The organism is Pseudomonas sp. BP01, assembly GCF_022760795.1.
GTDB lineage: Bacteria > Pseudomonadota > Gammaproteobacteria > Pseudomonadales > Pseudomonadaceae > Aquipseudomonas > Aquipseudomonas putida_Q.
On sequence record NZ_JAFBKA010000011.1, the window covers coordinates 85,013 to 106,854 of the forward strand.

Annotated in this window: 17 protein-coding genes and 1 pseudogene; 9 read left to right on the plus strand and 9 right to left on the minus strand. The window is 53.7% G+C overall.

The window, feature by feature from the left end:
• Positions 1-416 precede the first annotated feature (416 nt).
• From JOY50_RS12165 to JOY50_RS12190, 6 genes and pseudogenes are all read left to right on the plus strand, one after another.
• Positions 417-593 (plus strand): annotated as a pseudogene (locus JOY50_RS12165) (IS5/IS1182 family transposase); the annotation flags it as partial.
• Positions 581-1,237, plus strand: a complete 657-nt coding sequence (gene urtE, locus JOY50_RS12170; protein WP_243055303.1) for an urea ABC transporter ATP-binding subunit UrtE — start codon at positions 581-583, stop codon at positions 1,235-1,237. The pseudogene JOY50_RS12165 and the gene urtE, both read left to right, overlap by 13 nt.
• Before the next feature lie 120 nt (positions 1,238-1,357).
• Complete coding sequence (gene fmdA, locus JOY50_RS12175) at positions 1,358-2,587, plus strand: formamidase (protein WP_243055240.1); 1,230 nt, start codon at positions 1,358-1,360, stop codon at positions 2,585-2,587.
• A gap of 83 nt (positions 2,588-2,670) precedes the next feature.
• A complete protein-coding gene (locus JOY50_RS12180; RefSeq protein WP_243055241.1) occupies positions 2,671-3,018 on the plus strand; it encodes a zinc ribbon domain-containing protein in 348 nt (115 codons plus the stop codon).
• Positions 3,019-3,292: 274 nt separating this feature from the next.
• Positions 3,293-3,919, plus strand: coding sequence for a hypothetical protein (locus JOY50_RS12185; RefSeq protein ID WP_243055242.1), 627 nt, complete (start codon positions 3,293-3,295; stop codon positions 3,917-3,919).
• Positions 3,920-4,191: 272 nt separating this feature from the next.
• The gene (locus JOY50_RS12190; protein WP_243055304.1) at positions 4,192-4,593 is read left to right on the plus strand and encodes an antitoxin Xre-like helix-turn-helix domain-containing protein; all 402 of its coding nucleotides are present in this window, start codon (positions 4,192-4,194) and stop codon (positions 4,591-4,593) included.
• A gap of 117 nt (positions 4,594-4,710) precedes the next feature.
• Here JOY50_RS12190 and JOY50_RS12195 read toward each other — a convergent pair whose 3' ends face one another.
• Together JOY50_RS12195 and JOY50_RS12200 are read right to left on the minus strand one after the other, a co-directional pair.
• Positions 4,711-6,003: a site-specific integrase gene (locus tag JOY50_RS12195; protein ID WP_243055305.1), complete on the minus strand. Its 1,293-nt coding sequence runs from the start codon at positions 6,001-6,003 to the stop codon at positions 4,711-4,713.
• A 117-nt stretch (positions 6,004-6,120) separates the two neighbouring features.
• Positions 6,121-6,402: a helix-turn-helix domain-containing protein gene (locus tag JOY50_RS12200; RefSeq protein ID WP_243055243.1), complete on the minus strand. Its 282-nt coding sequence runs from the start codon at positions 6,400-6,402 to the stop codon at positions 6,121-6,123.
• A 91-nt stretch (positions 6,403-6,493) separates the two neighbouring features.
• On the opposite strand from JOY50_RS12200, the gene JOY50_RS12205 reads away from it, so the two are divergent.
• Positions 6,494-7,018 (plus strand): hypothetical protein, encoded by a 525-nt coding sequence (locus JOY50_RS12205; protein WP_243055244.1) that lies wholly within the window; start codon positions 6,494-6,496, stop codon positions 7,016-7,018.
• A 237-nt stretch (positions 7,019-7,255) separates the two neighbouring features.
• On the opposite strand, the gene rfaD is transcribed toward JOY50_RS12205, so the two are convergent.
• A complete protein-coding gene (gene rfaD, locus JOY50_RS12210) occupies positions 7,256-8,287 on the minus strand; it encodes an ADP-glyceromanno-heptose 6-epimerase (RefSeq protein WP_132845538.1) in 1,032 nt (343 codons plus the stop codon).
• 1,484 nt (positions 8,288-9,771) lie between these two features.
• Between rfaD and JOY50_RS12215 the strand changes: the two genes are divergently transcribed.
• Positions 9,772-11,079 carry a site-specific integrase gene (locus tag JOY50_RS12215; RefSeq protein WP_243055245.1) on the plus strand — a complete coding sequence of 436 codons (1,308 nt, stop codon included), beginning with the start codon at positions 9,772-9,774 and terminating at the stop codon, positions 11,077-11,079.
• A gap of 1,042 nt (positions 11,080-12,121) precedes the next feature.
• On the opposite strand, the gene JOY50_RS12220 is transcribed toward JOY50_RS12215, so the two are convergent.
• From JOY50_RS12220 to JOY50_RS12230, 3 genes are read right to left on the minus strand one after another with little or no spacing between them, the layout of a single operon-like run.
• Entirely contained in the window at positions 12,122-14,323 is a 2,202-nt protein-coding gene (locus tag JOY50_RS12220) for a hypothetical protein (protein ID WP_243055246.1), read from the minus strand.
• Positions 14,323-15,486, minus strand: a complete 1,164-nt coding sequence (locus tag JOY50_RS12225; protein WP_310738022.1) for a hypothetical protein — start codon at positions 15,484-15,486, stop codon at positions 14,323-14,325. The genes JOY50_RS12220 and JOY50_RS12225 overlap by 1 nt, the downstream gene beginning before the upstream one ends.
• On the minus strand, positions 15,483-15,920 hold the full coding sequence (locus JOY50_RS12230) for a MazG nucleotide pyrophosphohydrolase domain-containing protein (protein ID WP_243055248.1): 438 nt from the start codon (positions 15,918-15,920) through the stop codon (positions 15,483-15,485). The genes JOY50_RS12225 and JOY50_RS12230 overlap by 4 nt, the downstream gene beginning before the upstream one ends.
• A 1,052-nt stretch (positions 15,921-16,972) precedes the next feature.
• Here JOY50_RS12230 and JOY50_RS12235 point away from each other — a divergent pair.
• The gene (locus tag JOY50_RS12235; RefSeq protein ID WP_243055249.1) at positions 16,973-17,566 is read left to right on the plus strand and encodes a hypothetical protein; all 594 of its coding nucleotides are present in this window, start codon (positions 16,973-16,975) and stop codon (positions 17,564-17,566) included.
• A 124-nt stretch (positions 17,567-17,690) separates the two neighbouring features.
• Here JOY50_RS12235 and JOY50_RS12240 read toward each other — a convergent pair whose 3' ends face one another.
• The 3 genes from JOY50_RS12240 to JOY50_RS12250 all read right to left on the minus strand — a co-directional run bounded on the left by JOY50_RS12240 (position 17,691) and on the right by JOY50_RS12250 (position 21,815).
• Positions 17,691-17,909: an MbcA/ParS/Xre antitoxin family protein gene (locus JOY50_RS12240; RefSeq protein WP_243055250.1), complete on the minus strand. Its 219-nt coding sequence runs from the start codon at positions 17,907-17,909 to the stop codon at positions 17,691-17,693.
• A gap of 649 nt (positions 17,910-18,558) precedes the next feature.
• Positions 18,559-20,280, minus strand: coding sequence for an RNA-directed DNA polymerase (locus JOY50_RS12245; protein WP_243055251.1), 1,722 nt, complete (start codon positions 20,278-20,280; stop codon positions 18,559-18,561).
• A gap of 704 nt (positions 20,281-20,984) precedes the next feature.
• The gene (locus JOY50_RS12250; RefSeq protein WP_176417812.1) at positions 20,985-21,815 is read right to left on the minus strand and encodes a hypothetical protein; all 831 of its coding nucleotides are present in this window, start codon (positions 21,813-21,815) and stop codon (positions 20,985-20,987) included.
• Positions 21,816-21,842 lie beyond the last annotated feature (27 nt).

Sequence of the window (21,842 nt, forward strand, 5' to 3'; positions counted from 1 at the left end):
CATCGTCGCCTACGAGCGCAATCGGGAGGCGAGGCTTGGCTACTCGCCTACGGCTTGGGGATTGCAGTCTGATGAGCATTATCGAAGGGCAGCAAAGCTGCGTGGCCCACCGGCAAAGCGAATCGCTCAACCCAGTTAAACCGGGAAGATATCTTCTTGATCTGGGGAGGACTGAATGATCTGGGTGACCTGGATTCGGGTGACACGTGGTCAGCTTCAATTGAGGGTGTGTTCCCGCACGTTCGCATGATGTGTGTTGACCTACAGTTGGAAATCAGCAGGTCCAAGCGTAGGAAGAGTGTAGCAAGCAATGCCGCGGTTCAACTGGTGGCGTTTCTGACCTTACCCTAGGGAAACTCTGAAGAAGCCTTCCAAAATCTGATGGAATACGCCGGTCCCGTTGCCCGAGTTTCCCGATGAAGCAGATGACCTTCGCCGACGCCGAGTACGCCGGCAAGCGTAAGCAGACCCGTAGAGAACTGTTCCTGATTGAGATGGATCAGGTGGTGCCGTGGAAAGGATTGATTGCCTTGATCGAGCCGCATTACCCGAAGGGTGACGGTGGCCGTCCGGCCTATCCATTGATGGCGATATCCTCCACGACCTCGACCTCAATGTACGAAAGCAGGAAATTGTCGCGGTCATGGGTCGTAATGGCATGGGCAAAACTACTCTGTTCAAGAGCCTGATGGGCGTGTTGCCGCAGTGGCGCTGCCAAGTGCAGGTCGATGGTGTTGAGGTGTCGGCCATGGAGACGCACTCGCGGGTAGAGCAGGGCATGGCCTACGTACCCCAAGGGCGCATGATTTTTCCATCGATGACTGTCTTGGAAAACATCCAGACCGGGCTTCCAGCGTCTGCCAAGGGCAGGGTGCCAGAAGATCTCTATGCATTGTTCCCGGTTTTATTCGACATGCGTGGTCGACGCGGCGGCAACCTCTCGGGGGGGCAGCAACAGCAGCTGGCAATCGCCCGAGCCTTGGCGACCAACCCAAAAGTACTGCTGTTGGACGAGCCCACCGAAGGCATTCAGCCCTCGATCATCAAGGACATTGCTCGCAGCCTCAAGGAGATCCGCACGCTACGCAACTTGACCATCGTGGTTTCGGAGCAGGTGCTGTCCTTCACCTTAGAAATCGCCGACCGGTTTCTGGTGATTGAAAAGGGCCGGTTTGTGATCGAGGAAACAAGGGCCAATGTCGATGAGGCGACGATCAGTCGTTATCTGTCCGTATAGACCGAGACTTAGTTGACTCAAGCATCAGCCACAGGCGTTCGCAGCGGCGCCTGATGGGGAGCGCTTGCCCGTGATAAGGGCAATGGTCTCCAGATTATCTATAAACCAAGGAGAACACACATGACCGAAGTCCTGATCAAAGTAGACCTCAACCAACCTGCCACCGAAAACGAGCAGGTTCATAACCGCTGGCACCCAGACATCCCGATGGCGTGCTGGGTCAAACCAGGCGACGATTTCATCCTCGAAACCTATGACTGGACTGCCGGCGCGATCCAGAAGAATGTTGACGCCAGCGACGTTCGCGATGTTGATCTTTCGACCGTGCACTACCTGTCAGGTCCAGTAGGTGTCCACGGTGCGGAGTCCGGTGATTTGCTGGTCGTGGAGTTGCTGGACATTGGCGCGCGGGCGGACTCGCAATGGGGGTTCAACGGCTTCTTCTCGAAGCAGAATGGGGGAGGGTTCCTCACCGATCATTTTCCTTCGGCCCAGAAGGCGATCTGGGACTTCAAGGGCATGATGACCAGTTCGCGACACATTCCTGGTGTCGAGTTTGCTGGCTTGATCCATCCCGGGTTGATCGGCTGTCTGCCGGATCACAAGATGCTGGCTGAGTGGAACCGTCGCGAACAGGAGTTGATCGACACTGAGCCAGGTCGTGTGCCACCACTGGCAAACCCACCGTTTGCAAAAACGGCACACATGGGCAAATTCAAGGGTCCTGATCGGGATATGGCGGCTGCAACTGGCGCTCGCACCGTGCCTCCGCGTGAGCATGGAGGTAACTGTGACATCAAGGATCTGTCACGAGGCTCGAAGGTATTCTTCCCGGTCTATGTTGATGGCGCCGGGCTGTCTGTAGGAGATCTTCATTTCAGCCAAGGCGATGGTGAAATTACCTTCTGCGGCGCGATTGAAATGGCCGGCTGGGTGCACATGCGTGTCGAGCTGATCAAGGGTGGCATGGCCAAGTACGGTATCAAGAATCCTGTGTTCAAACCCAGCCCCATCGTACCGAACTACAACAACTACCTGATTTTTGAAGGGATCTCGGTAGACGAGGCCGGGCAGCAACATTACCTGGACGTCAACGTGGCCTACCGTCAGGCGTGTCTGAATGCAATCAACTACATGACCAAGTTCGGGTACTCGCCGGCTCAAGGCTATGCGCTGCTCGGTTCAGCGCCAGATCAAGGGCACATCAGTGGCGTAGTCGACATTCCGAACGCCTGCGCAACATTGTGGCTGCCGACGGAAATCTTCAAGTCCGATATCAACCCAAGCACCGCTGGCCCGACGAAATTCATCGACGGAAGCATCGACCTGCCGATCGCGCCCGATAAATAGACTAAACGAAGCTTATGGCACGCCTGCTTGGTAGAACAATCAGTAGGCGCGCCTCTGGATGAAATTAATGCGAGGAAGCTTCCATGCCCATGTATGAATACGAGTGCCCTTACTGCGGCGACTTTACTGCTTTACGCCCCATGGCTGAGAGTGCCATGCCCTGCGACTGCCCTGACTGCGGCGCCTCTAGCATGCGGGTGATTTTGTCCGCGCCGGGACTGGCTACAATGGCGGGCCACACGCGCAAGGCCATGGCCATTAATGAACGCAGTAGCCATGCGCCGAAAACCGTTGACGAGTATCAAGCAGGTCGGCGTCATCCCAGCAGCTGCGCCTGCTGCGGCCCCAGCAAAAAGGTTGAGCCTAGTAAGACAAATCCCCATGCGCTGAAGGGTAGAGTCGCGGGGCGGCCCTGGATGATCAGTCATTGACTCGTCAGACTGGAATCGGGTTGTAATGTCGAAGATGCAGAGAGCAGGAAAACCAGTTCACAATCTTAAGGTGCGAATGAGCGGAGGCAACATGAAATCACCGAGCATAAAGCTCTGCCGGTGCACTCGAGCCCATGTACCCACGCAACCTTTTCAAGTCCTCTTCGCTCAAACTGCTGAGTTCATGCCCCAGTACTCTGCTCGTCGCGAACGCTTGTAAACCCCTGGAGCATCCTATAGCGTTGTTGGTCACTAGTTTCCCAGAGAACCCGCCATGACCCTTTCTGCTGTTCTCTCCGATGTGCTTTCTGAGCGACTAACCCGCACGGCAGACAATGCCGCGCTTTATGCCGCTCTTACGGGAGCTGATGGGGTGCGTGATATTGGTGAGCAGATGGGGTATAGCGCTGAGACTGGATACCGATTAATCCGTGTTGACCATGATTCGAATTCGATCGGGACCGATGAGTTCGAGATCGCGCTGGTGGACGATGCCCAATCATCAGTCGCGTATTACATCAAAGTCTTGCTCGCTCTCAGCCCGAAACCCACTAACCGACACACAGCGTGCAATCAGGTTTGGCGATCGGCAAGCAATCGTCATTCCTTGGCGCTTCGCGATATCTCACAGAACGTGCTCTTTGGATACATTGCGCAGCTATACGACATCCTCCTCGTGGAAGGAGAAGTGTATGGAGGAGGTAAGTTCTATTGGCACCGCCAGGTTTCTCGTGCGATTGACGGAGGTTTTTACGTGTCTATCTATGACCAAGCTACACAAGCCTTTCGAGCGGTTCTAACGCAGCGCGCGCTGAGTGACATACATGACCAAGCATGGTCGACTGCGGAACCCGAGCCGTTGATTGCGCTCATTTCGACCGTTCCTCCGACCGGTCACTAGGCCACAAAAAGGGTTACGTGAGGGCCTGGTCTGATTGTGCCTCCTAGCTGCCGTAGCAGGCAAAGCCTCAACACTGTAGAGGGCCTAACCGGCGATGACGGCGCGGTGAGGCTTATCGCTACGCTCAAGCAGTTTCAGTGAGGGAGGCGCCCAGAAGAGATATCAATCGATTTGGTTTGAGATCATGCCCGCTGTGTCCTCATTGATTGACTGCTGAAACACCACTAAACATGTACCATAGGGGGCAATTCGCAAGGTGGGAGCCAATGCAAATGCCAAAACAACCAGCGCTTTCAACTGCCAAGACTGCAGTGGGTTTGAAGGTGGCCCTGCGCATTTTGGATGGTTGGCAGGCGACGACTGCTCAAATCTGCTCCATTCTGCGGATCTCTTATGCTACTTATCGGCGCGCAGTGCGGGCGCCGGCATCTCCGCGAAAGCTGGATCAAGATCAGCAACAGCGGGTCAGCCTCGTACTAAATATCCACGCCTCCCTACGAAGCATATTCGAGAACCCTACGAACGTTTACGGTTTTCCAGGATTGCCCAACAATAACGCTTTTTTTGAAAGTCGGTCTCCATTGGAGGTCATGGCGCAGGGCGACATGATTTCACTTTATGAAACATACAAACGAATCCAACAACTGGAATTACGCATCGAAGCTCAGAGCTAATGAGCAGGCGATCTCGCGTAAAGCGTGATCGCGCGGCTCTAATAATGTTATTTAGAGCAAGGAGCAAAAGCCCGGGAATCGGGCCATCCGCAGGCGAGCTTCATTGGCAATGGGTAGTCATTTACGCACCTTGAGGCGTTTAGCAGAAAAAGCTCGCTGTTCATCTAAACTATTATAGTAAATATTTTGCGTAGTGCTTAAGCTGTTATGCCTTAGATCCGCTTGCAAATCTTTCATATCTCTGTATGGCGCATCAAAAGTAGCTGATGTGTGTCGAAGCCAATGGAGAGAGGCTGAACGAAGAGCATCAATTTCATCATCAGTCCACGCTTCGTTCTGCATCCGCTGCAGAGCTCGATCAAACACCTCTTGAATTAGTTTTCGGATATGCCTATCTGACAAGCCGCCGCGACCTTTGAGAGTGCTAATTACCGGCGTCTTTTCCTGAGCAGAGGGTAGGGGAGGCAAGCCTAAATGTTTGCGGTAGCGAATCAAATAATCGCTTATGTAGTCATCTCGGACACTAATTTTTGCAGCTTTATTGCCTTTCCCTACGACGTGAAACCACCAATTACCAGAAGAGTCTCTGCGAAAGTCCCCCATTGTAGGGCGCCAGTTTTCGCGACCCACTAAATCGGACACCCGCAAGTACATTGAAAAGACTGTCGCAACTAAAAAAAGGGTGCGCTCATAATCTGAATTCTCAGCTGCCATCTGCTCGGCACAGTCGATAACAAAGCTCCACTGTAGCTCCGAGAGCGAGCGCGCGCTAGCATCCAGAGTATTACGCTGCTTATAGACTGACTTTTGCTTGATGGCTCGAAATGGATTGGACTCCGTAAACCCTTCGTCCATGGCGTGCTGAAAAAAACTCCCACACACCGCGAAAACCTGCGCTACAGATCCTTGCGCCATTTGGTAGGGACGGTCACGTAGATCTGCAAAATTTTCTGAAGAAATTTTCCGCTCGCGCTTGGGAATGGTGTTACTAAACGGACGCCATCGATCATTTATCACATACTCGTCCGAATCTAGACGTTTCCTCCCTCCGAGCCTTACAAACCTTGATTTCACAACTGGGCCGACCCAAGAAGGAGGGGGGTGTAAGCAAAATTCCATAAATTTCTCAGCGTCCGAGCGCCTGAGGTCTATTATCGGTTTTTGGGCTAAAAGTAGAGACCATAATAAAAGGCGTTCAGCATGAGTGCGAAACGAAATGAAAGTAGCCTCATTGCCAGCGTAAGATTTTAAGAAGCTTCGAACGATGAGGTAGCTGTCAATAGCACCGCGCTCAGGCGCAAATTGTCTCAGATAGTCAAGGACTACGGGCCGTTCAGCACTTACCCCTAAGAAATTGAGCTCAGTGAACCGCGAGAAGGTGTCGAACAAGGGAATAGGAGCCAATCGCATATTTTTCATGATGCCGGTCACAGGAGACCGTTCAGGATGCATCGAAATGTCCCCTTGCGCAATATCCAGGTCTAGCCGTTATCGGATATTACATGGGCGCTTAGTCCCTATCCCGGGTCAATCTTCAAGACTGTCCAGGTCTTGGCGCACCCGGGCGAATAGCTCCTCTATGTCTGATTCTTTACCTGTAAGCAAAAAGGCCTCAGTGAGTAGGCTGAGAGGATGGACGTCCATGCGAACTGCGAGGTCCACCAGTTTCTCAAGGGTAGGGCTTTTAAGGCCTCGCTCGAGGATGCTTACGTAGGTACGGCTACTAACGTCTCCCAGATCTTCTTGGGTGAGCCCGCGACTGGTTCTGATGCTACGCAGCGCTTGGGCGAGGGCTAGCTTGAATTCCATTTGCGTTTCTTATCCACAAAAGGAAGTATGAAGCCTTGCTGAGCCCTATAGGGCTACAATCTATAGTGTTCATTTTTCAAGGAGGCATGATATGGCTGGGCTACGGGTAACCCTAAACACATTCTCCGAGGTTCTGGATGCCGATTCACGCACACCTTTTTTTATCGCGTGCGTGCTGAATCTACACGCACATGATGAGGTGATCGGCGTTCGAATATTAGAAAAAGGGCAGGACGTCCTAGGTTTACTCCATGAGCTAGACGCCCCCTCGGCAACGCTCGCTGTAGTCGGGCTGCAAATCGCGATTCCACCGAGTATGACAAAGACTAACCACTGGGAACTCGAAGCTATACTGGAATTTCAAGCAGCTACGATCGCCCATCAAGATGACGAACTGAGTGGTTACGCATACCGGACTCTTTCCGGACGGTTATTTTCGGATGAGTGCGAGCTGCGCGTCTCGCAACTAGTCAATGCAAGAACCATCTATGCAGCGTCTAATGCAATTGGACCTGACATAGAACTTAGCAAGTTTCAGATGTGGCTCTCAGCTGTTTTAGAAGAACTAGTTAATGAAGCATATGCATTGAAAATTGATCGGAATACCACCAAGTAAAGCTGATTTGGGTGTGTGAGAGATGCCAGGTAGCCCGTATTCGATTGCCGTGGCTTGGGTGACAACGGGTAGCTCTTGAGCCTGCTCAGTATGCTCCCTAGGCGCTGCCCGTCCACCGCACCACGCTCACCTTCGCCGACTTAGTACATTTTTACATGGTACCAATAATAGTCATTTAGCGTAGTTATATTCAGAAGCAACCAAACAGGCAGGTGGCGAGGTGAATAAAAGGGCGCATCAAGCAGCCGTCGCCTGCCTGGCTAGCTCAAGTGCAGGGGCCTGAGTGCCTTGCAACCTGTCACAGTAAAGGCCCACACCTTGTTCGACGGTCAATGTCGCCGCCTCGTAGCCTGCAGCGCGCAAGCGTTCCAGATCGGCACAGGTGTAACACTGGTACTTGCCACGCAAATGCTCAGGGAATTCGCTGTATTCCAGAATGCCTTCCAGCAAGGCGATCTCCAAGGACAATGGGGGTTGATGCTGGTACCCGCGCAGCCGATTGACCACCGCCAGGGCGACGTCATTAAACGACTCGGCGCGCCCGCTACCGACATTGAAGATACCGCTCAACTGTGGGTGATCAAGGAAGAACATGTTGACCTTGACCACATCATCCACCGCAACGAAATCACGCAGATGGCCACCGCTGGGATAGTCCCCATAACTGCCAAACAGGCTGACTTTGCCATGGGACTGATACTGGTTGAAGCAATGCAGGGCCACTGACGCCATCGCACCTTTGTGCTGTTCATGTGGGCCGTAGACGTTGAAATAACGCAACCCGACGACCTGGCTGCGCGCTGTCATCAACTGCCGGCGTACCTGTTGATCGAACAGGAACTTGGAATAGCCATAGACGTTTAGCGGGCGCTCACACTCACGTTGTTCGCGAAAATCCTGCCCGGCGCCGTAGACAGCTGCCGATGATGCATATAAAAGCGGGACCTGTTGCTGCTGAGCAGACGCCAGCAACTCACGGCTGAACCGGTAGTTGTTGTCCATCATGAAACGACCATCAGCCTCGACGGTGCTTGAACACGCGCCTTGGTGCAGCACAGCACGCACCTTGCCAAACTCACCGCGAGCAAAGCGATCGAGAAAATCGTCCTTGTCCAGGTAATCGGCAATTTCACTGTCGGCCAGGTTACGGAATTTGTCGCCATCGGTCAGGTCGTCGACGGCGATGATGTCGGTTTCGTTGCGCTGGTTGAGCGCTTGAACGAGATTGCTGCCGATGAATCCTGCGGCACCGGTTACGATAATGGTCATGCCAGATTCCCCGTGAGGGTGCGGAGCCCGCATTTTAACCAAGGCGACTTGAACCAACCTTAACCTGGATCAACGGAAGGACCGGGTTCGATGAATCAGGGGTTTGTGCAGCTCAACATCTGGGCACTCACGGCGCAGTGACGAAATACAAATGTTCGGATAATGCATATTATGTTAAATGACCTATGGCTCATTGATACGGTTCATTGTTGTCCATTGCTGTGACTGGTCTAAGAAAATGAGATGTAACCGTCGCGAATCACGGACACTCCTACCCCTATAACCCCCGCAACCCAAAGCCCACAAGGCCTCCAGCGTCTTGGGGTTGCTTCCGAACGCCGGAAAACCTCAGAAATGCGGACACATATGCCTCTGAGTGCCTTCCGCAAACCCTTGAATCCATTGGGTCTCGTCAAAAAACGCTCGTTTGAACCGTTGCTCCGGTTTTCTGCGCTATCTGGACACTGGAATAATCTGCGGGATTTGCAAAATCACCCCTGCAAGCCAGTAAATCCAGCGCCTCCAGGTTTTTTTGCACCTAATACGGACACTTTCCTGGGCTCACGCCGAACCCCATAATCAGAACACTTTCCGAATTTACAACGCTCAACGAGCCACAGTTCCCATGTGAAATACAAGCACCCTGTGGCCCGCAAAGAGACGCAACGCCAAGCAGACAAGCGCTCCAAGCCACGGGCTCCGGGCCTCACAACGGTTTCCACGATCTCGATCTTGGAATTGAGCTCTCTGGAAACCGCTTAGCAGTAAAGCTTTCGCACAGCCCATCCACGAACGATTCTCCGAGCCGTTTTCCTGCGAACGCGACGATAATGCGGACACTTTCCAAAGCCCGCCCTGAGCAACCACCAGGCGGGATCCCTGATTTTGCTGCCTTTGGTGTAATTTGCGGTCAATGCGGACACTTTCCGAAATCGACTTGCACGACAATAATGCGGACACTTTCGTATGAATAAGCTTGTAATGTGGACACTTTCGGGGGCGAAATGGACATTGGAGTGACGAAGCTTATTTATACCTATATTGCCACTTCACGCCAGTGACATTCGCATAGTTCCTTAAGTCCTGCACCCGAAGGTGGCCACTGAAGCTAAAACAACAATATTCTTATAAACCGAGATTTATCTGAGTGGCTCGGCACCACAAATGCCTGACGCTGCCAGATGCAAATTGCTCATATATGACGCAGCTGGGTAGATCCATAACTCCGAATATGGCCTAGTGAGTTTCTTGTCATATGTCAAGCAAGCATGATAGTCACTGACGGATGGTGTCGATGGGCTAAAAATTTGCCAAGGTTGCGGCCGGCCAAACTTGGCGCTACTATCCGGGAATTCCCATTAACTATGGCCAGTCGATTGAAGTGAGTGATTGAAGCGGACGGTGCAGGAAGTGAAAACTTCCTAAAACAGCCAGATTAGGAAGTTTCAATTACTGACGCATGCCAGCCCATTACGGTAAGTAAGATGACCTGCACTCCCCGGCCAATTTTTGAATCTCACAGTGATTTCGTGGATCAGGATTTCACTGTAGGCCGGCCATCAATCACGAGCGTCGAGCGATTCTTGGAAGGCTTTGCTCCCGAACTCAAAGCCATCCCAGGGTTCCTGGCTATCAGGGGTTATCTGAGGTGTTATGCCGACAACGCGCTTACATACAGCACGTACCGAGGCCACGTTGAGCGGCTATTTCTCTGGGCGCTGATCGTGCGCCAGAAGCCTGTGCACGAGTTGAAACGGCTTGATGCCGAAGCGTATCTTGAGTTTTGCAAGCACCCACCAGCCACTTGGGTTGGGCCAGTCATTCGTAATCGGTTCATTTTAGAAAATGCTTTAAGTAGTGCTGATCAGCCACCGGATCTGGAATTAGCGGCCAACCCCAAATGGAAGCCTTTCACACTGCGCGCCCCGAAACAAAATCGCAGCCTGGGTGAAAGTGCTGGGGGCAATTCGTCGACCGAATATCACTCATCAACCGGCAGCATGAGCAATGTATTCAAGATTGCAAGCGGCTTTTATGAATATCTAGTGGAAGAAGAAGTCGCTACTTCGAATCCGTTCCGCAAGGTTACTAAAAAGGGGCAGTATAGTTCATCTCAACTAGAATCCAGCACTTCTCGGGCGTTGCCCCCTTTGCAATGGGATTATGTGATTGACACTGCAGAATCCATGGCCGCTGCTGATCCTAGGAAACATGAGCGCACCCTATTCGTGCTCGTTACGATGTTCAGCATGTATTTGCGCATATCGGATATCGTTGGGCGTACCAATTGGCAACCCACCATGGGAGATTTTCGTCTGGATGCTGATGGAAACTGGTGGTTCCATGTTGTGGGTAAGGGCAACAAGTCCGGAAAAATCGCAGTGCGTGATGAGTATGTAACGAAGTATCTCACAAGGTACCGTACCTTCATTGGACTGAGTCCATTGCCTACTTATCAGGAGAAAACTCCGCTTCTGAAAACGCTGAGTGGTCGCGCAGGCCTCTCGGATCGACAGGTGCGCGCCCTCCTCCAAACCGTTTTTGACCAAGCGCTCGTCAGAATGCGTGCAGAAGGACGTGAGCCTTATGAAATGGACAGCCTGCGCGTAGCATCATCGCACTGGCTACGTCATACCTCGGCGACCTTTGATGCGCCGTTCAGAAACGCGAAGGATCTCCAGTACGATCTAAGGCATTCCAACCTGGCGACAACTCAAAACACCTACTACCACTCACATGATCAAGAGCGAGCGCGCTCAGTCAAACACTTAGGAACGCGAGACAGAGGCTAATACTGCGCTGCCCTGCTCTTGCGTCACTATAATGAAAGGGCAAGCTCAATACGCACAGGGCAGCATAGGTATCCCATGGAGACCCTACCTGTGCCAGGCTAAAAACTCAGTCTCGATCAGATAAACTAAGTCAATTGCGACCATGCTCACTACACATCTGCTACGCCGCCTGATTGGACATTGATGGACACACTCGAGCATGACATTGGCGAGTGCTATCTAGCCTCAGACCTCGTCAGGCGATACGATTAGTTGAGTCGGGTTGAACGGAATGTTTTGTTTCGAGACCGCGAAGTTGATCAACTGAGCATCGGAACTGACGCCCCAATACATCTATTATGCTCTGCTAACTGGGATGAGAGATTCTTCGTGGCTTGGTGCTTGATCGGTACGCGCGAGCGAGAGCTTGCCAAGCAACTGATTGCTGGCGGAGCCCACAACTTCTGGCCCGACACGCGTTTCTCCGAAGCCGGTTGGGAAGACCGTGTTCAAGCGTAGCTGGCCAATCTCCCCAAGGGCGAACCTGATCACTTAGAGTTTGAAATCGTGAGATTCGTAGGCCAACCGCCTCGAAATCCCCTCCAGTTCGCACAATAGAATTGAGGCGCAGCGGGCGGCTCTGCTCATCAGTTCCTGATGAGCCTCAAAAGCCCGTGGCACGACGCCTGTGGCCATTTTCCACCCGCGACCACCCTCCATGCTCGACATCCTTAATCAGGTCATCCGGTGGCAGATTCTCGGGGCTACAGATAAAGCTGTATACATATACAGTATTCGGTCGACCACGCCCGCACCAGGTACCCTGCCCTTGCCTTTGCCCTTTTCCGCACAAGCGCCAGCGGTTTGCACAGCTAGGCAAAAACTAAGCTAGAGCTTAGATTCTCACCCCAACCGCTCAGAAGTCTGCAAAAACTAAGGTAAACCTTAGATTTTAATGGCGTCTTCTAGTCACTGTCGCCTCACACAGATAGCTGTAAACCAACTTTTTGCACTGTAAACCACAGCGGTTAACAGTATAAAAAATTGGTTTACAGCCTCTGCTCTACCCTTCGGAGGCAGGGAACAGCGCCCGTAGGCTCAGCAGGAGCAATCCCAGCAGGCTGGAGGCCTTGTCCTTACGGTTTTCGATAGCCTCCTCGAGCAGTGCCCGGGCGTCTTCCTGCGTGAGTTTCAGCGTACCGGTAGCCAGTGCAGCGGCAAACTCCAAGGCGGCATCGCCGTAAGTCCGCTCCCAGCGGGCGAATACCTTGGCGATGAACTCCTCCATCAGCTTGCTCAATTCCGGGCTTGCTGAGTAATCAAGCTCTGAAGGGAGACACGCCCGGAGGAATGACGCCTGCAGGACGTTGTCGTTAAACCGGAGGAAGCACTCCGGTGATAACACCACGGATTCATACCCCGTCGGTTGCAGGCGCAGCTCATGATTTTCGTGCTCCCGAGCGAACTGGAGGACGGCAGCAATCGTAAAGAACACCGTGCTTTGCGGTACGTTTTGGCAGTCCTTGCCCACATTACTTGAGGGGTCGAAGAACAAAAAACCATCGGATAGGGCGAGCGCGTTGCCATTATGTTTTGGCAGGAAGCTGTGCTTGTGCTCCTCAATCAGTTCAGCGGCCTCATCAAGAGCCTGATGACGAACCTCGTCCGAGACTGCAGGCGTGAAGCCGACGTCATCGACCTGCCCGGCAGAGACAACCTTGGTCAGCCGACTCCAGGCGTTTTCTTTTCCGTCATCTCCGATGGGCAGGCACAGCCAGTTAGAGAAGCCATACTCCCGGGGCGTGGGGTTCTTCATCAGGAAAGTTTTGAGAAGCGTCCAGGCTCTCGCGCTCTGTGGAATCCCGATCGGTGCAAGGAACCTGCGCGGCACGGTCGCATCCATGTAGGCCCGCAGATCACGACTGATTTCTCTCAGGATGCCGCCATCGCGCGCAACCACTGTCGCGACCAGCACCCCGGAGACGGTTTTGAACTCAACTTGGTCAAGCTCGCTGTAAGGCACGCATTGGATTGGCTTGGTCGCGCCCCATTTCTCGCAGAGAATCTCATGGGCCACCTCGCCAAGTTTCTTCGACCCGCCATCGTCGGCGTAGACGATCAGGTTTGTCGCCATGGAGACCGACCAGTCAATTTCAGCGGCCAGCCATGCTCTGAAGGCAGCGTCCGCCAGCAACAGATCAGGATTGAGCGTCAACAGCTTGCGAGGCTTGCTCGACTTGTTGAATCCATCAATTCCTCCCATACCGAAGTACTTGTGGAATTTGGCCAGCCGCTTCGGGTCATGCTTCAAGGATATCGTGATCGACTTGGGTGGCTTGGATTTCGCCGAGAAGTTCTCTCCAATGATCTCGATCAGCGTACAGCCTTCCTCAGCCTTGACTGGCAGTGGATAGTCAACGTCGTCCAGGGCGACCAGCACACCTCCGTATCGGCCATCCGCCGTGCGATCGATCAGTGTGGCTACGCACTCCTCTGCGAACCCCTGCTCCCCCATCTGCTTGGTCATACCGCCAGATGTAGAGGCTGATACCACGCAGAAATACTCACCTTCCGGCGGGTAGATGGTCTTGAGCCGTTCGTAGGAGTGGAAGCTCATGACTTCGGCCTTGCTATCCAGGCGAGCGAGCGCATTTTTCACGAATGCATAGATGCCCATGGTGTCGATGTACACCTTGCCAGCCTGGCGCAGCCTGGCACCGTACTTGAGTGCAATTGCATACCCGACCACACACACCTCGGCCTCATCGCTTGCCAGTTCCCTGGTCTGGATGAACACGTTGTTTAGTGTGCCGGAGGGGTGCTTGAAGGAGTGCGCGGATGGCGCTGCATGAATCACGTTGTTCTTTTCGATCAGCGTTCTCAAACCCTCTCTCAAGAGAGCGCTCGGATCATGGCGATACACAAGCTCTTTGCCGCCCAGCACATGGGGGTTGAAGCTTGCGCCATTCCACTCCAGGAACACGTATTCATGGACACATACACGCGAGTTTTTCTCGCCACGCTTCAGGAGGTTGGCCAGGCGGTATTGGTCATCAGCCCAACCGCTCTTGAACACGGATAGCTGATCAGACGTCCCCAGGATGTAGACGCAGTCAGGTAGATGCCGCTGGGCCTTGAGAGCCACCTCGATGTCAGTGAAGACATACTGAACCGAGAGCTCGGAATCGTTGTAGCAGACGACCAACGCTTCATGACTGCCACTGGGGTCGCTGACAGCGGACATCCATTGATAGAAACGCTCCATTACATGCCCCTCAATGGAATCATGATGGTGACAACAGCGCCTGCAACGGGCGCCAAATCGGTGGTGTCCCAATCCCTGAAATCGTCAGGATGACGGTACTGGTCGTTCTCTTCGAATTGGTTGTAGATGCACAGCCGCCCGGAACGGATACGGATCAATCCGCCTACCTTGCGAAGCTCGTTCAGGATGGCAGGCAGGCCGATGCCCGCAGCGTCCAGAGTCTTGCTGGAGTGGCGTGGCTGCAGGCATTTGAGCAGGTAGTCTCGCTCCTCCTGGAGCGACATCTCTTGCACCGCCCTGCCGCTAAACCTGGAGGCGAATCCGGGGCCTGAGTCGAAGAAGCTGATGTGCAATGCGCGCAGGCTGGTCTTGTTGTTGTCGGTGGTGGACGACTCTCGCTGCCAGTAACGGCGCAAGTCCTCACTACCGTCAAAGTCTTCCGCGAAAATCTCGTCCTCAAGTCGCTTCCAGCCGACCATGACGCCTTCTACGTGGGCGAAATACGGGTGGCCCAAATGGTCTGAAGTCGCGTGTTCCTGGGTGTTGGATACAAGCTCAGAACAGAGCAAGCCCAAGCTTTCGAGGAGAGAATCCGGAACACTGGTACGCCCGCTCTGCTTGTTGACGAAGTCAATGAGTCTGCGCATCTCAGTGGTCATTTCAGACGCAGGCTTCACCTTGCCTTCCGCGCTAAAAAGCGGTCGCAGGTGCTGAACCTTCGATCCTGCAACACAGATCAGATCGACGACTCGGCCGTTGACGACGTCCTCGTACCTGCCGGCATCCATGGCCTGCATTCGTTCGACCGACTCCTGAAAGACCTCTCGCCGATTGAATGTCTGCTCGCCGAGCCGGATACCCTTGGAAAGGCGTAAGGCAGCAATACCTGGCGAACAGTTAGCGAGGTTGTGCAGCAACGCTTGAGCATCGGCTTGCGGGTTGAAATCAAGGTAGTCGCTCTGTAACTGCTGCCGGGCAAGGGTAACGATCAGTTGCAGGCGTGCGGCATCATGCATGGCGCCATGCCGCGCACTGAGCATGTCTGCCTGAATGAGAAACCTCTCACCCTGGCTGTCGCAGATCTTGCGAATGGCCGCTTCGATGTCTTTGAGCGTACGCGTCTTGCCAAGGTTGATAGGTTTCAAGCCTGTCTCTCCAATCAAGCGTCCGCTTTGTCCCCAGCGCCAAGAAGCAAGGTTTTGATCCTGGGCTCTGGCTTCCAGTAATTCGGGCCTTTGAGGAACTTCCCGTTCTCGTCGTAGATCGGCTTTCCATCTGCTCCCAGTTTGCTTTCGTTGCTGTCCATGATGACGTCCAGGACGTCCTCCAATGGCAACCCGTATTTCAGGGCCTCAGACCGGCAGTAAACCATCACATCACCCAGCAGGTCGGCTATGGCAACCTTGATATCGATCTCGGCTTCACCTTTCTCGATCTTCTCGACGATTTCATCGATCTCATGGACTTCAGCCATCAGTGTGTTTTTGAACTTCCTGAGCTTGTCCGCAGGATCGGCGAGAAGCGTCGGAGCGCTGTTGATCGGCAGCTTATACATCTGATTCATGGCATGAATGCGGTCTTTGAAAGGCTTACTCATGAATGCTTCCTTCTCGATAAGTCAAAAGTGGTGAGTCCGCTTTGCATGATGCAACACGCAAAAAATCAAAGGAGCGGCTTGAGCGTCGCGATGACGGGACATGAGATTTGGACAGGCGCGTGGATGCCTGGCTGGCATTGAGGCCGCGAGGTCACGCTGGGAATGGGCTGGGAGCGGTTGGGCGTCTGGGCAATCCGTGTGCGATTGAAAACTCATTGTCTCTCACTACTCCATTAGCCCAGGACGCCAGTCAAGAAATCAATGTTCCAGAAGCATACCCCAGATATTTCGTCTAGCGCGCCTACGAGGTTCAAACAGCTTTCACCCCTGCTCCACTGTGCCATGGCCGAGGCATCACCTAGCACGCCTCTACAACGCCTCTAGAGGCAGAGTCCTAGGCGCTGCAGAGCTTCTCCGACATCCACGAGATAACAGCCATACGACTAGGTATCAGCATCACGGCAGGGCCTATGCTCTATGCCACCCTCAGGGAGGCCTTTTGCTATCGATGTTGAATGGAGCCCCGCTTTTGGCATCGCTGGCACGCAGGGTCAGCGAGGACTAGAAGCCGTTCTCGGGCATGGGGATTTCGGCCTAGCTCGAGTGGAGGCATAGACGATCATTCTGTTCTCATCTCCAATCCAAGATGATTGGAGACACCGCCCCTCACTCAAGGGCGATGAACAGATCAATTAATGGTTAAAACGTTACTTGTTGCGTCGAAAATAAATGAGATGAACCAATAAGCGCCCTAACCCAATTGTCACATAATGTTACATCTTTTCTTGGCGCATTAATCGACGAGCATTAATTAAATTGGCGATTTTTACTGGTGTTACATACAGCTCCATTGAAGTCCGAGGTCTCAATATTTATTTAATTAGTCGAACGGTGAAAGCCTTCAGAACTCTGCAGTCGCGCCTGCAGCCCAGCGGCAGCGCGGCCTCCAGAGGGAATCAAGATTAAATTAATATTTCTTGAAATTCACGGGCACCCATAAATATTATTGACTTGGGTGGGCCGATTGACATGCCGGAACTCGGAAGTAAAACTTGCTGAATCTTGAAAGCGAGGACTACTCAGTGACAGATACAATTGACACAGTCACTTCAGAGAACGAAGGGCGATCCGGCAAAGCACTTTGCATGGACTCACAGCCATATCCGATAGCATTTCAGAAAGATGATGCCCACATGCAGGACGAGCAGCCTGTTTGCAACGGCCAGAAAGTCTCCGAGCTGATCCTTCATTGCCATATGCGCCCTAGCCTAACGATTGACAGCATGAAGAGGTGGGGAAAAAAGATCGTCGGTCTCACAAGGGCATCTGGCGGTAACATCAAACTGAATGCTGCACACGATCTGATTGCGAATGCTTTGGGTTATAAGAGCTACCTCAGAGCTAACCAGCTTAGGGGGGAGGACGACGGTGTGCCAAACTTATGGCAGGCCGAGGGCTCTTGCGGGCTGCATTTGCTGACCATCAACGGCGGGTGGCCTTCTGAGAAGCCCTCTGAAGAGTTTAACCAGAGGCGAGCCTTTAACAAAAAGCGTGCGTTTGCGTCAATGCAAGACAAGATAGAGAGACGTCGATTGAAAAATATCGAGCGACATTTGCGGCAATCTGGTGGTTACCCTCGTCCGTAATCGAGATAGATTGGCCTATCGATCGGGTGGTCGACCCAGGCTGAGCGTTGGGGTATACCCTTGAAGACCGCCAAGCCCAGGCCCACAAGAGTATTGCGGGCAAAAGGGCCCGCCTCGAGGTCACTCAGGCGACAATCCCATGCTCTAAGCGCCTGATGAACTCTACCACCGTGTCAGTCTCCAGCCTGGTTGTGACCATGCTGGCGGGAGCTTTGCCATCAAACGCTTTGACTGGGTGAGACATCCAGCGCATTGCCGCATCAAGATCGCCACTATACAAGCTCTTAGCTGCTTCGAGCACATCTAGGTAACGGTCGTGTTGATCAGGGGACAAAGTACTCATGTGAGCGCGCGCTCCGCTTTGGCTATGCCTCACGCCGGGCATGTGGCTGCGTCGAGCTGTGATTATGGTCGATTGCTGGGTGAGCGTCTGCTGCCATTTGCGATTCCCCAGCGCTGGGTTGCTTCTGACCTGCAGCGCTTGGGGTTCCGCGCTTCAATGCCAACTGTTCCCGCATCCAGTGGCCTGCAGTGTCGAAGTCTCGCATCATGCCCGCAAATTCATCGTCAGTGAGAAGTGCGGGCAGTCTGCCTGGCGTCACGGCGACTCCTTGCAAGCGGCTGGTCGATCGGCGTCGAATTGATCCAACGGCGACCATGCATTCAAAAAACCAACTTAACATGGCACTACGGGAAGCTCCAGGGCACCACCCGTGGCGTGAGCCCGCTGGCACGGATCAGGCGGGCTTGAGAAGCCGCAGATGACAGGTAGTCTGCGACTCCTGCGCAGCCCCCCAAAGCACACGACGGTTGCTAGGTCGGGGCTGCCATGATGCTAGGCCTGGTAACGCCAGTAAATCCAGCAGTGGGATGCTGAGGTCAAGGCGCCATCGGTACCGACGGTTGTGCATCCAAAATCGCCCGGAGTGCTGCCCTGGGGCGTCGACGGCACGAGCCTGATACCCACCGCCAGCTGCGCCCTACTCACCCGGCTACCAGTCTCCGCTCGGATCGGAGTCGTCGGCTGCAAACAGGTCTTGGGCGCCAGATGGCCGCGCGGCCGTCCCCGGCTCGTCCTCATCCTCATCGCCCTGGTCAGCGGAGTCGAAGTACTCTTCATCCATGTCATCGAAGTCAAACTCGTCTTCGATGGCATCGTCGGAGTCGAAATCGAAGTCGTTGAGCGCTAATTGCTTAAGCTGGAAGATAGGCGGAAGCTGAGCCGCTTCACTGTAAAAGCCTACGCCAGCCGCCAGCATTGCGGCGAAGCATGGTTCTCCCTGGATGAATTCAAGGTTCGGGTTGGAAAGCCAACGCCGGCGCCCGCCTTCATAAGCCAGCATCCAATTGTTGCCTACAAGCGCCTGCCCCGTTGCCAACGGCTCGAGATCGGCAAGATTGAGCTCGCCGGCCACCAAGCCTGACTGATTCAGATCCAGTGCGATGAGCGAGCAAACGGAGCTCTCCATCTGGAGCACTTGCTGTACCAGTGGAGCCTCTAGGGAGATCCCGAGCTCCTTGCACAGCCATAGCAGCCAGGCCGTCTCACTGTGATGGTTCGCTGCAGAGGCCGACCCGAGGAGGTTCCTGCAGAAATCGCCCAGCGCTTCCCGGTTCAATTCATACTGATGGCGATGGTAGGTCACCAGGATCTGGGTGATCACTTGAAGTGTGTTGGGAAATCCATACCCGCATTTGAGCAGGTAGGCTTCGGCGATGGGCCAGTTGGATTTTTTGATGATCGTGGACGAAAGCTGCTTCAAGCCATACTTGACCAAGCTTTCGTCCTTGAACCGTGCCTCCAGCGAGAACAGCACCTCAAAATAGTGGTGGATGTCGTCTTTTTGCTGACGGCGCTTCGGTGAGACAACCAGCTTTTTGAGGGTGTATTTCCAGGACTCCTGGACGAGCTCGCGGACTTCAACAATCTTCGTTTTGGATGCATTGATCTGCAGTTCAAATGCGCTGACGCACTTGATGATGACAGCCAGCGCGCGTTCAGCCTCTTCCCTGGTGTTGAAAAAGAAGGTGAAGTCATCGACATAGCGGAAGCCTTTAGGCCAGCCACCCAGCGCGTCTCGAATGGAATCGTCAATCGCGACGCCTATCATCTCGGCGATGATGTGCGACGTATCCGGGCCAATCGGCAACCCAATGGTCTGCCCATCCTGCGTACCCATGCAGCGCTGATCCAGGGTGTTGCCGAAGAACTGATCGGATTTGCCCCTGTTGATCTTGGCTAGCGCCTTTGTATGCAAGGCCCACGGAATCGTATGGGTGTAGATGGTGGGAAAATAGCTCGAGATATCGGTGACCAGCGCATACCGTGCGCCCGCCGAGCGGCGCACGCGCTCCTCGTACAGGTCAGTGAATTTCGTCAGCTCAATCGCCCGCAGCGATCCTCCAGTCCCAGGAATGCTTCGAGAGATTTCACTCTTGTCGAAATGCTCTTGGATTTTCGGCCAGTACCGGCAGATGTCCTTGGCCAATCCATAGAAATTGACCGGGTTGGGTATAGAGGTGGTACGTCTGCTGTATGACGACCTCGCCACCGAAAATCGTTCAGATTGGGAAAGTATGCGCCTTCTTCCGTCCAGGGCCTCATCCCAGGAAGCTTGGAGCTCCTCGATTTTTTCCGCCAACTGCGTGGTGCTGAATCCGACTGGAAGCTGGATCGGGAAATACCCTCTTGAAAGCAAGTCCTGTAGCTGCATGGCTCTCCCTGGCAATCAGGTGTTGGTGAGTGAAGGGCCTCAGTTTTGCAGGCTCAGTCTTTCCAGAAGGCATTCAGCCCCCACATGGCAACAGGTTTCAATCACATGGATGCCGGCGGTGGTGATTACCCGGTAGCTATATGCCATGAAAGTTTGGTGAAGGCTACTCGACGACGCCGCTCAGCGAATCTTTCCCCTGCTGCACTCAGCGGCTTGAAAGCCATCTGGGGACACTCCATCAACCACGCCTGCAACGGGAAAGCCTCTGGAATTGATTCCTTGAGTGTTGACCGGCACATTCAATGCCAATGTCAGCACCAGCCCCCGAAGGCCTCGAAGGATTGGCCTATTGCGCCAATTTCACTGGCTAGCCTGCTGACATAGTGAGCGCGCTTGTAGGGATCCATCTTACCCATCTTCCTCAAAAATCACCCAGAGCGGGCGTGCGGAGCACTGACACAACACTTCAGCACGAGTCATTGCGGTTGGCGAGGTCAGCCCAGAGCGTTCCAGCCTCCAATGATGAAATGCTATCCGGCCCATCAAAGGAACACTAGGCCTGATCACCCTAGCGCCACCTCTAGTGAGTTTTTCCATCCTGTTCTCTATCGGCATCAGCAGACGATTGTCTGGTAAAGCGCGAGCACTTTCCCGAAGAACCTCATTGCCTTGCTGTGTGCGAACAGCGGCTTCAAAGCGCAGAGTCAACCGTCCTGGGCCTCGCTCTCTACCCTACTATCCCGCCACCGGAAGCAAAGCCTGTCATCTTCGTCCATCACCCAGAGCCCAGACCAAATGGCTAGCCAGAATTGCGTCCTCACCAAGGCCGGCAGGCCCATTAACAGACCCAGCGCCTGCAATACAGGGCTCATGCTGAATTTCCGTTTTGAGGAGGCGAAGGGTGTGTAAACGCGGTACGTAGGTAGGCCGAACCTGAATCGCCAATAAAGAGCAATCTCGCTCTTGGCAAATTTGATCGCATTACAATTCCAGCGATTTCCCCAGCGGAGTCTCCACTCATCGCTCAAGAGCCAACTCTGGGTCATGCAGGACGTGACGGAATTCTGGGCAGGCAACTCAGCCCCCGTTGATTGCTGGATCACACACTGCCGCAGCTGGATCTCCTCTACCGAGAATGCAATGCCATACTCCTTACCGCCCACGAATGCCTGGACGGGGATATTCGTGAGGTTCCAGACGATAGGGCGAGTGTCCACATCGCATACCGATACTTTCTCCTGATAGCGAATGCCTGCTCCAATCGCCTCGAAATACAAGTCAACTTTCGCAAGGCTCTCTCCGGTTGCGCGCAGCGCCAAACGCGAGATCCTTGGCTCCGGATCTGTAGGCAGTGCAAGGCGTACCGAATACTCCAAGTGCTTACCCAAGGGATCCCACCGCGCTCCTAGCCGGTGGCGAATAGCCCATTTTTCATGTGACGCAGCATAGGTTTTGTACAGCAAGGCTTTGGTGACTCGCTGCCAAATCCAATCGGCAGCCTTGACTACGAGGTTGAATGGAACTGGGATATCCAAGCTTAACTCCTGGTTTCAGTGCAAAGG

Excerpts from the sequence above, each read along its gene's own strand:
- fmdA (WP_243055240.1), top strand. The coding sequence starts at position 1,358 with ATGACCGAAGTCCTGATCAAAGTAGACCTCAACCAACCTGCCACCGAA.
- JOY50_RS12180 (WP_243055241.1), top strand. The coding sequence starts at position 2,671 with ATGCCCATGTATGAATACGAGTGCCCTTACTGCGGCGACTTTACTGCT.
- JOY50_RS12200 (WP_243055243.1), bottom strand. The coding sequence starts at position 6,402 with ATGGAATTCAAGCTAGCCCTCGCCCAAGCGCTGCGTAGCATCAGAACC.
- JOY50_RS12205 (WP_243055244.1), top strand. The coding sequence starts at position 6,494 with ATGGCTGGGCTACGGGTAACCCTAAACACATTCTCCGAGGTTCTGGAT.
- rfaD (WP_132845538.1), bottom strand. The coding sequence starts at position 8,287 with ATGACCATTATCGTAACCGGTGCCGCAGGATTCATCGGCAGCAATCTC.
- JOY50_RS12240 (WP_243055250.1), bottom strand. The coding sequence starts at position 17,909 with ATGAGTACTTTGTCCCCTGATCAACACGACCGTTACCTAGATGTGCTC.
- JOY50_RS12185 (WP_243055242.1), top strand. The coding sequence starts at position 3,293 with ATGACCCTTTCTGCTGTTCTCTCCGATGTGCTTTCTGAGCGACTAACC.
- JOY50_RS12245 (WP_243055251.1), bottom strand. The coding sequence starts at position 20,280 with ATGCAGCTACAGGACTTGCTTTCAAGAGGGTATTTCCCGATCCAGCTT.
- JOY50_RS12190 (WP_243055304.1), top strand. The coding sequence starts at position 4,192 with ATGCCAAAACAACCAGCGCTTTCAACTGCCAAGACTGCAGTGGGTTTG.
- JOY50_RS12230 (WP_243055248.1), bottom strand. The coding sequence starts at position 15,920 with ATGAGTAAGCCTTTCAAAGACCGCATTCATGCCATGAATCAGATGTAT.
- JOY50_RS12215 (WP_243055245.1), top strand. The coding sequence starts at position 9,772 with ATGACCTGCACTCCCCGGCCAATTTTTGAATCTCACAGTGATTTCGTG.
- JOY50_RS12195 (WP_243055305.1), bottom strand. The coding sequence starts at position 6,003 with ATGCGATTGGCTCCTATTCCCTTGTTCGACACCTTCTCGCGGTTCACT.
- JOY50_RS12220 (WP_243055246.1), bottom strand. The coding sequence starts at position 14,323 with ATGGAGCGTTTCTATCAATGGATGTCCGCTGTCAGCGACCCCAGTGGC.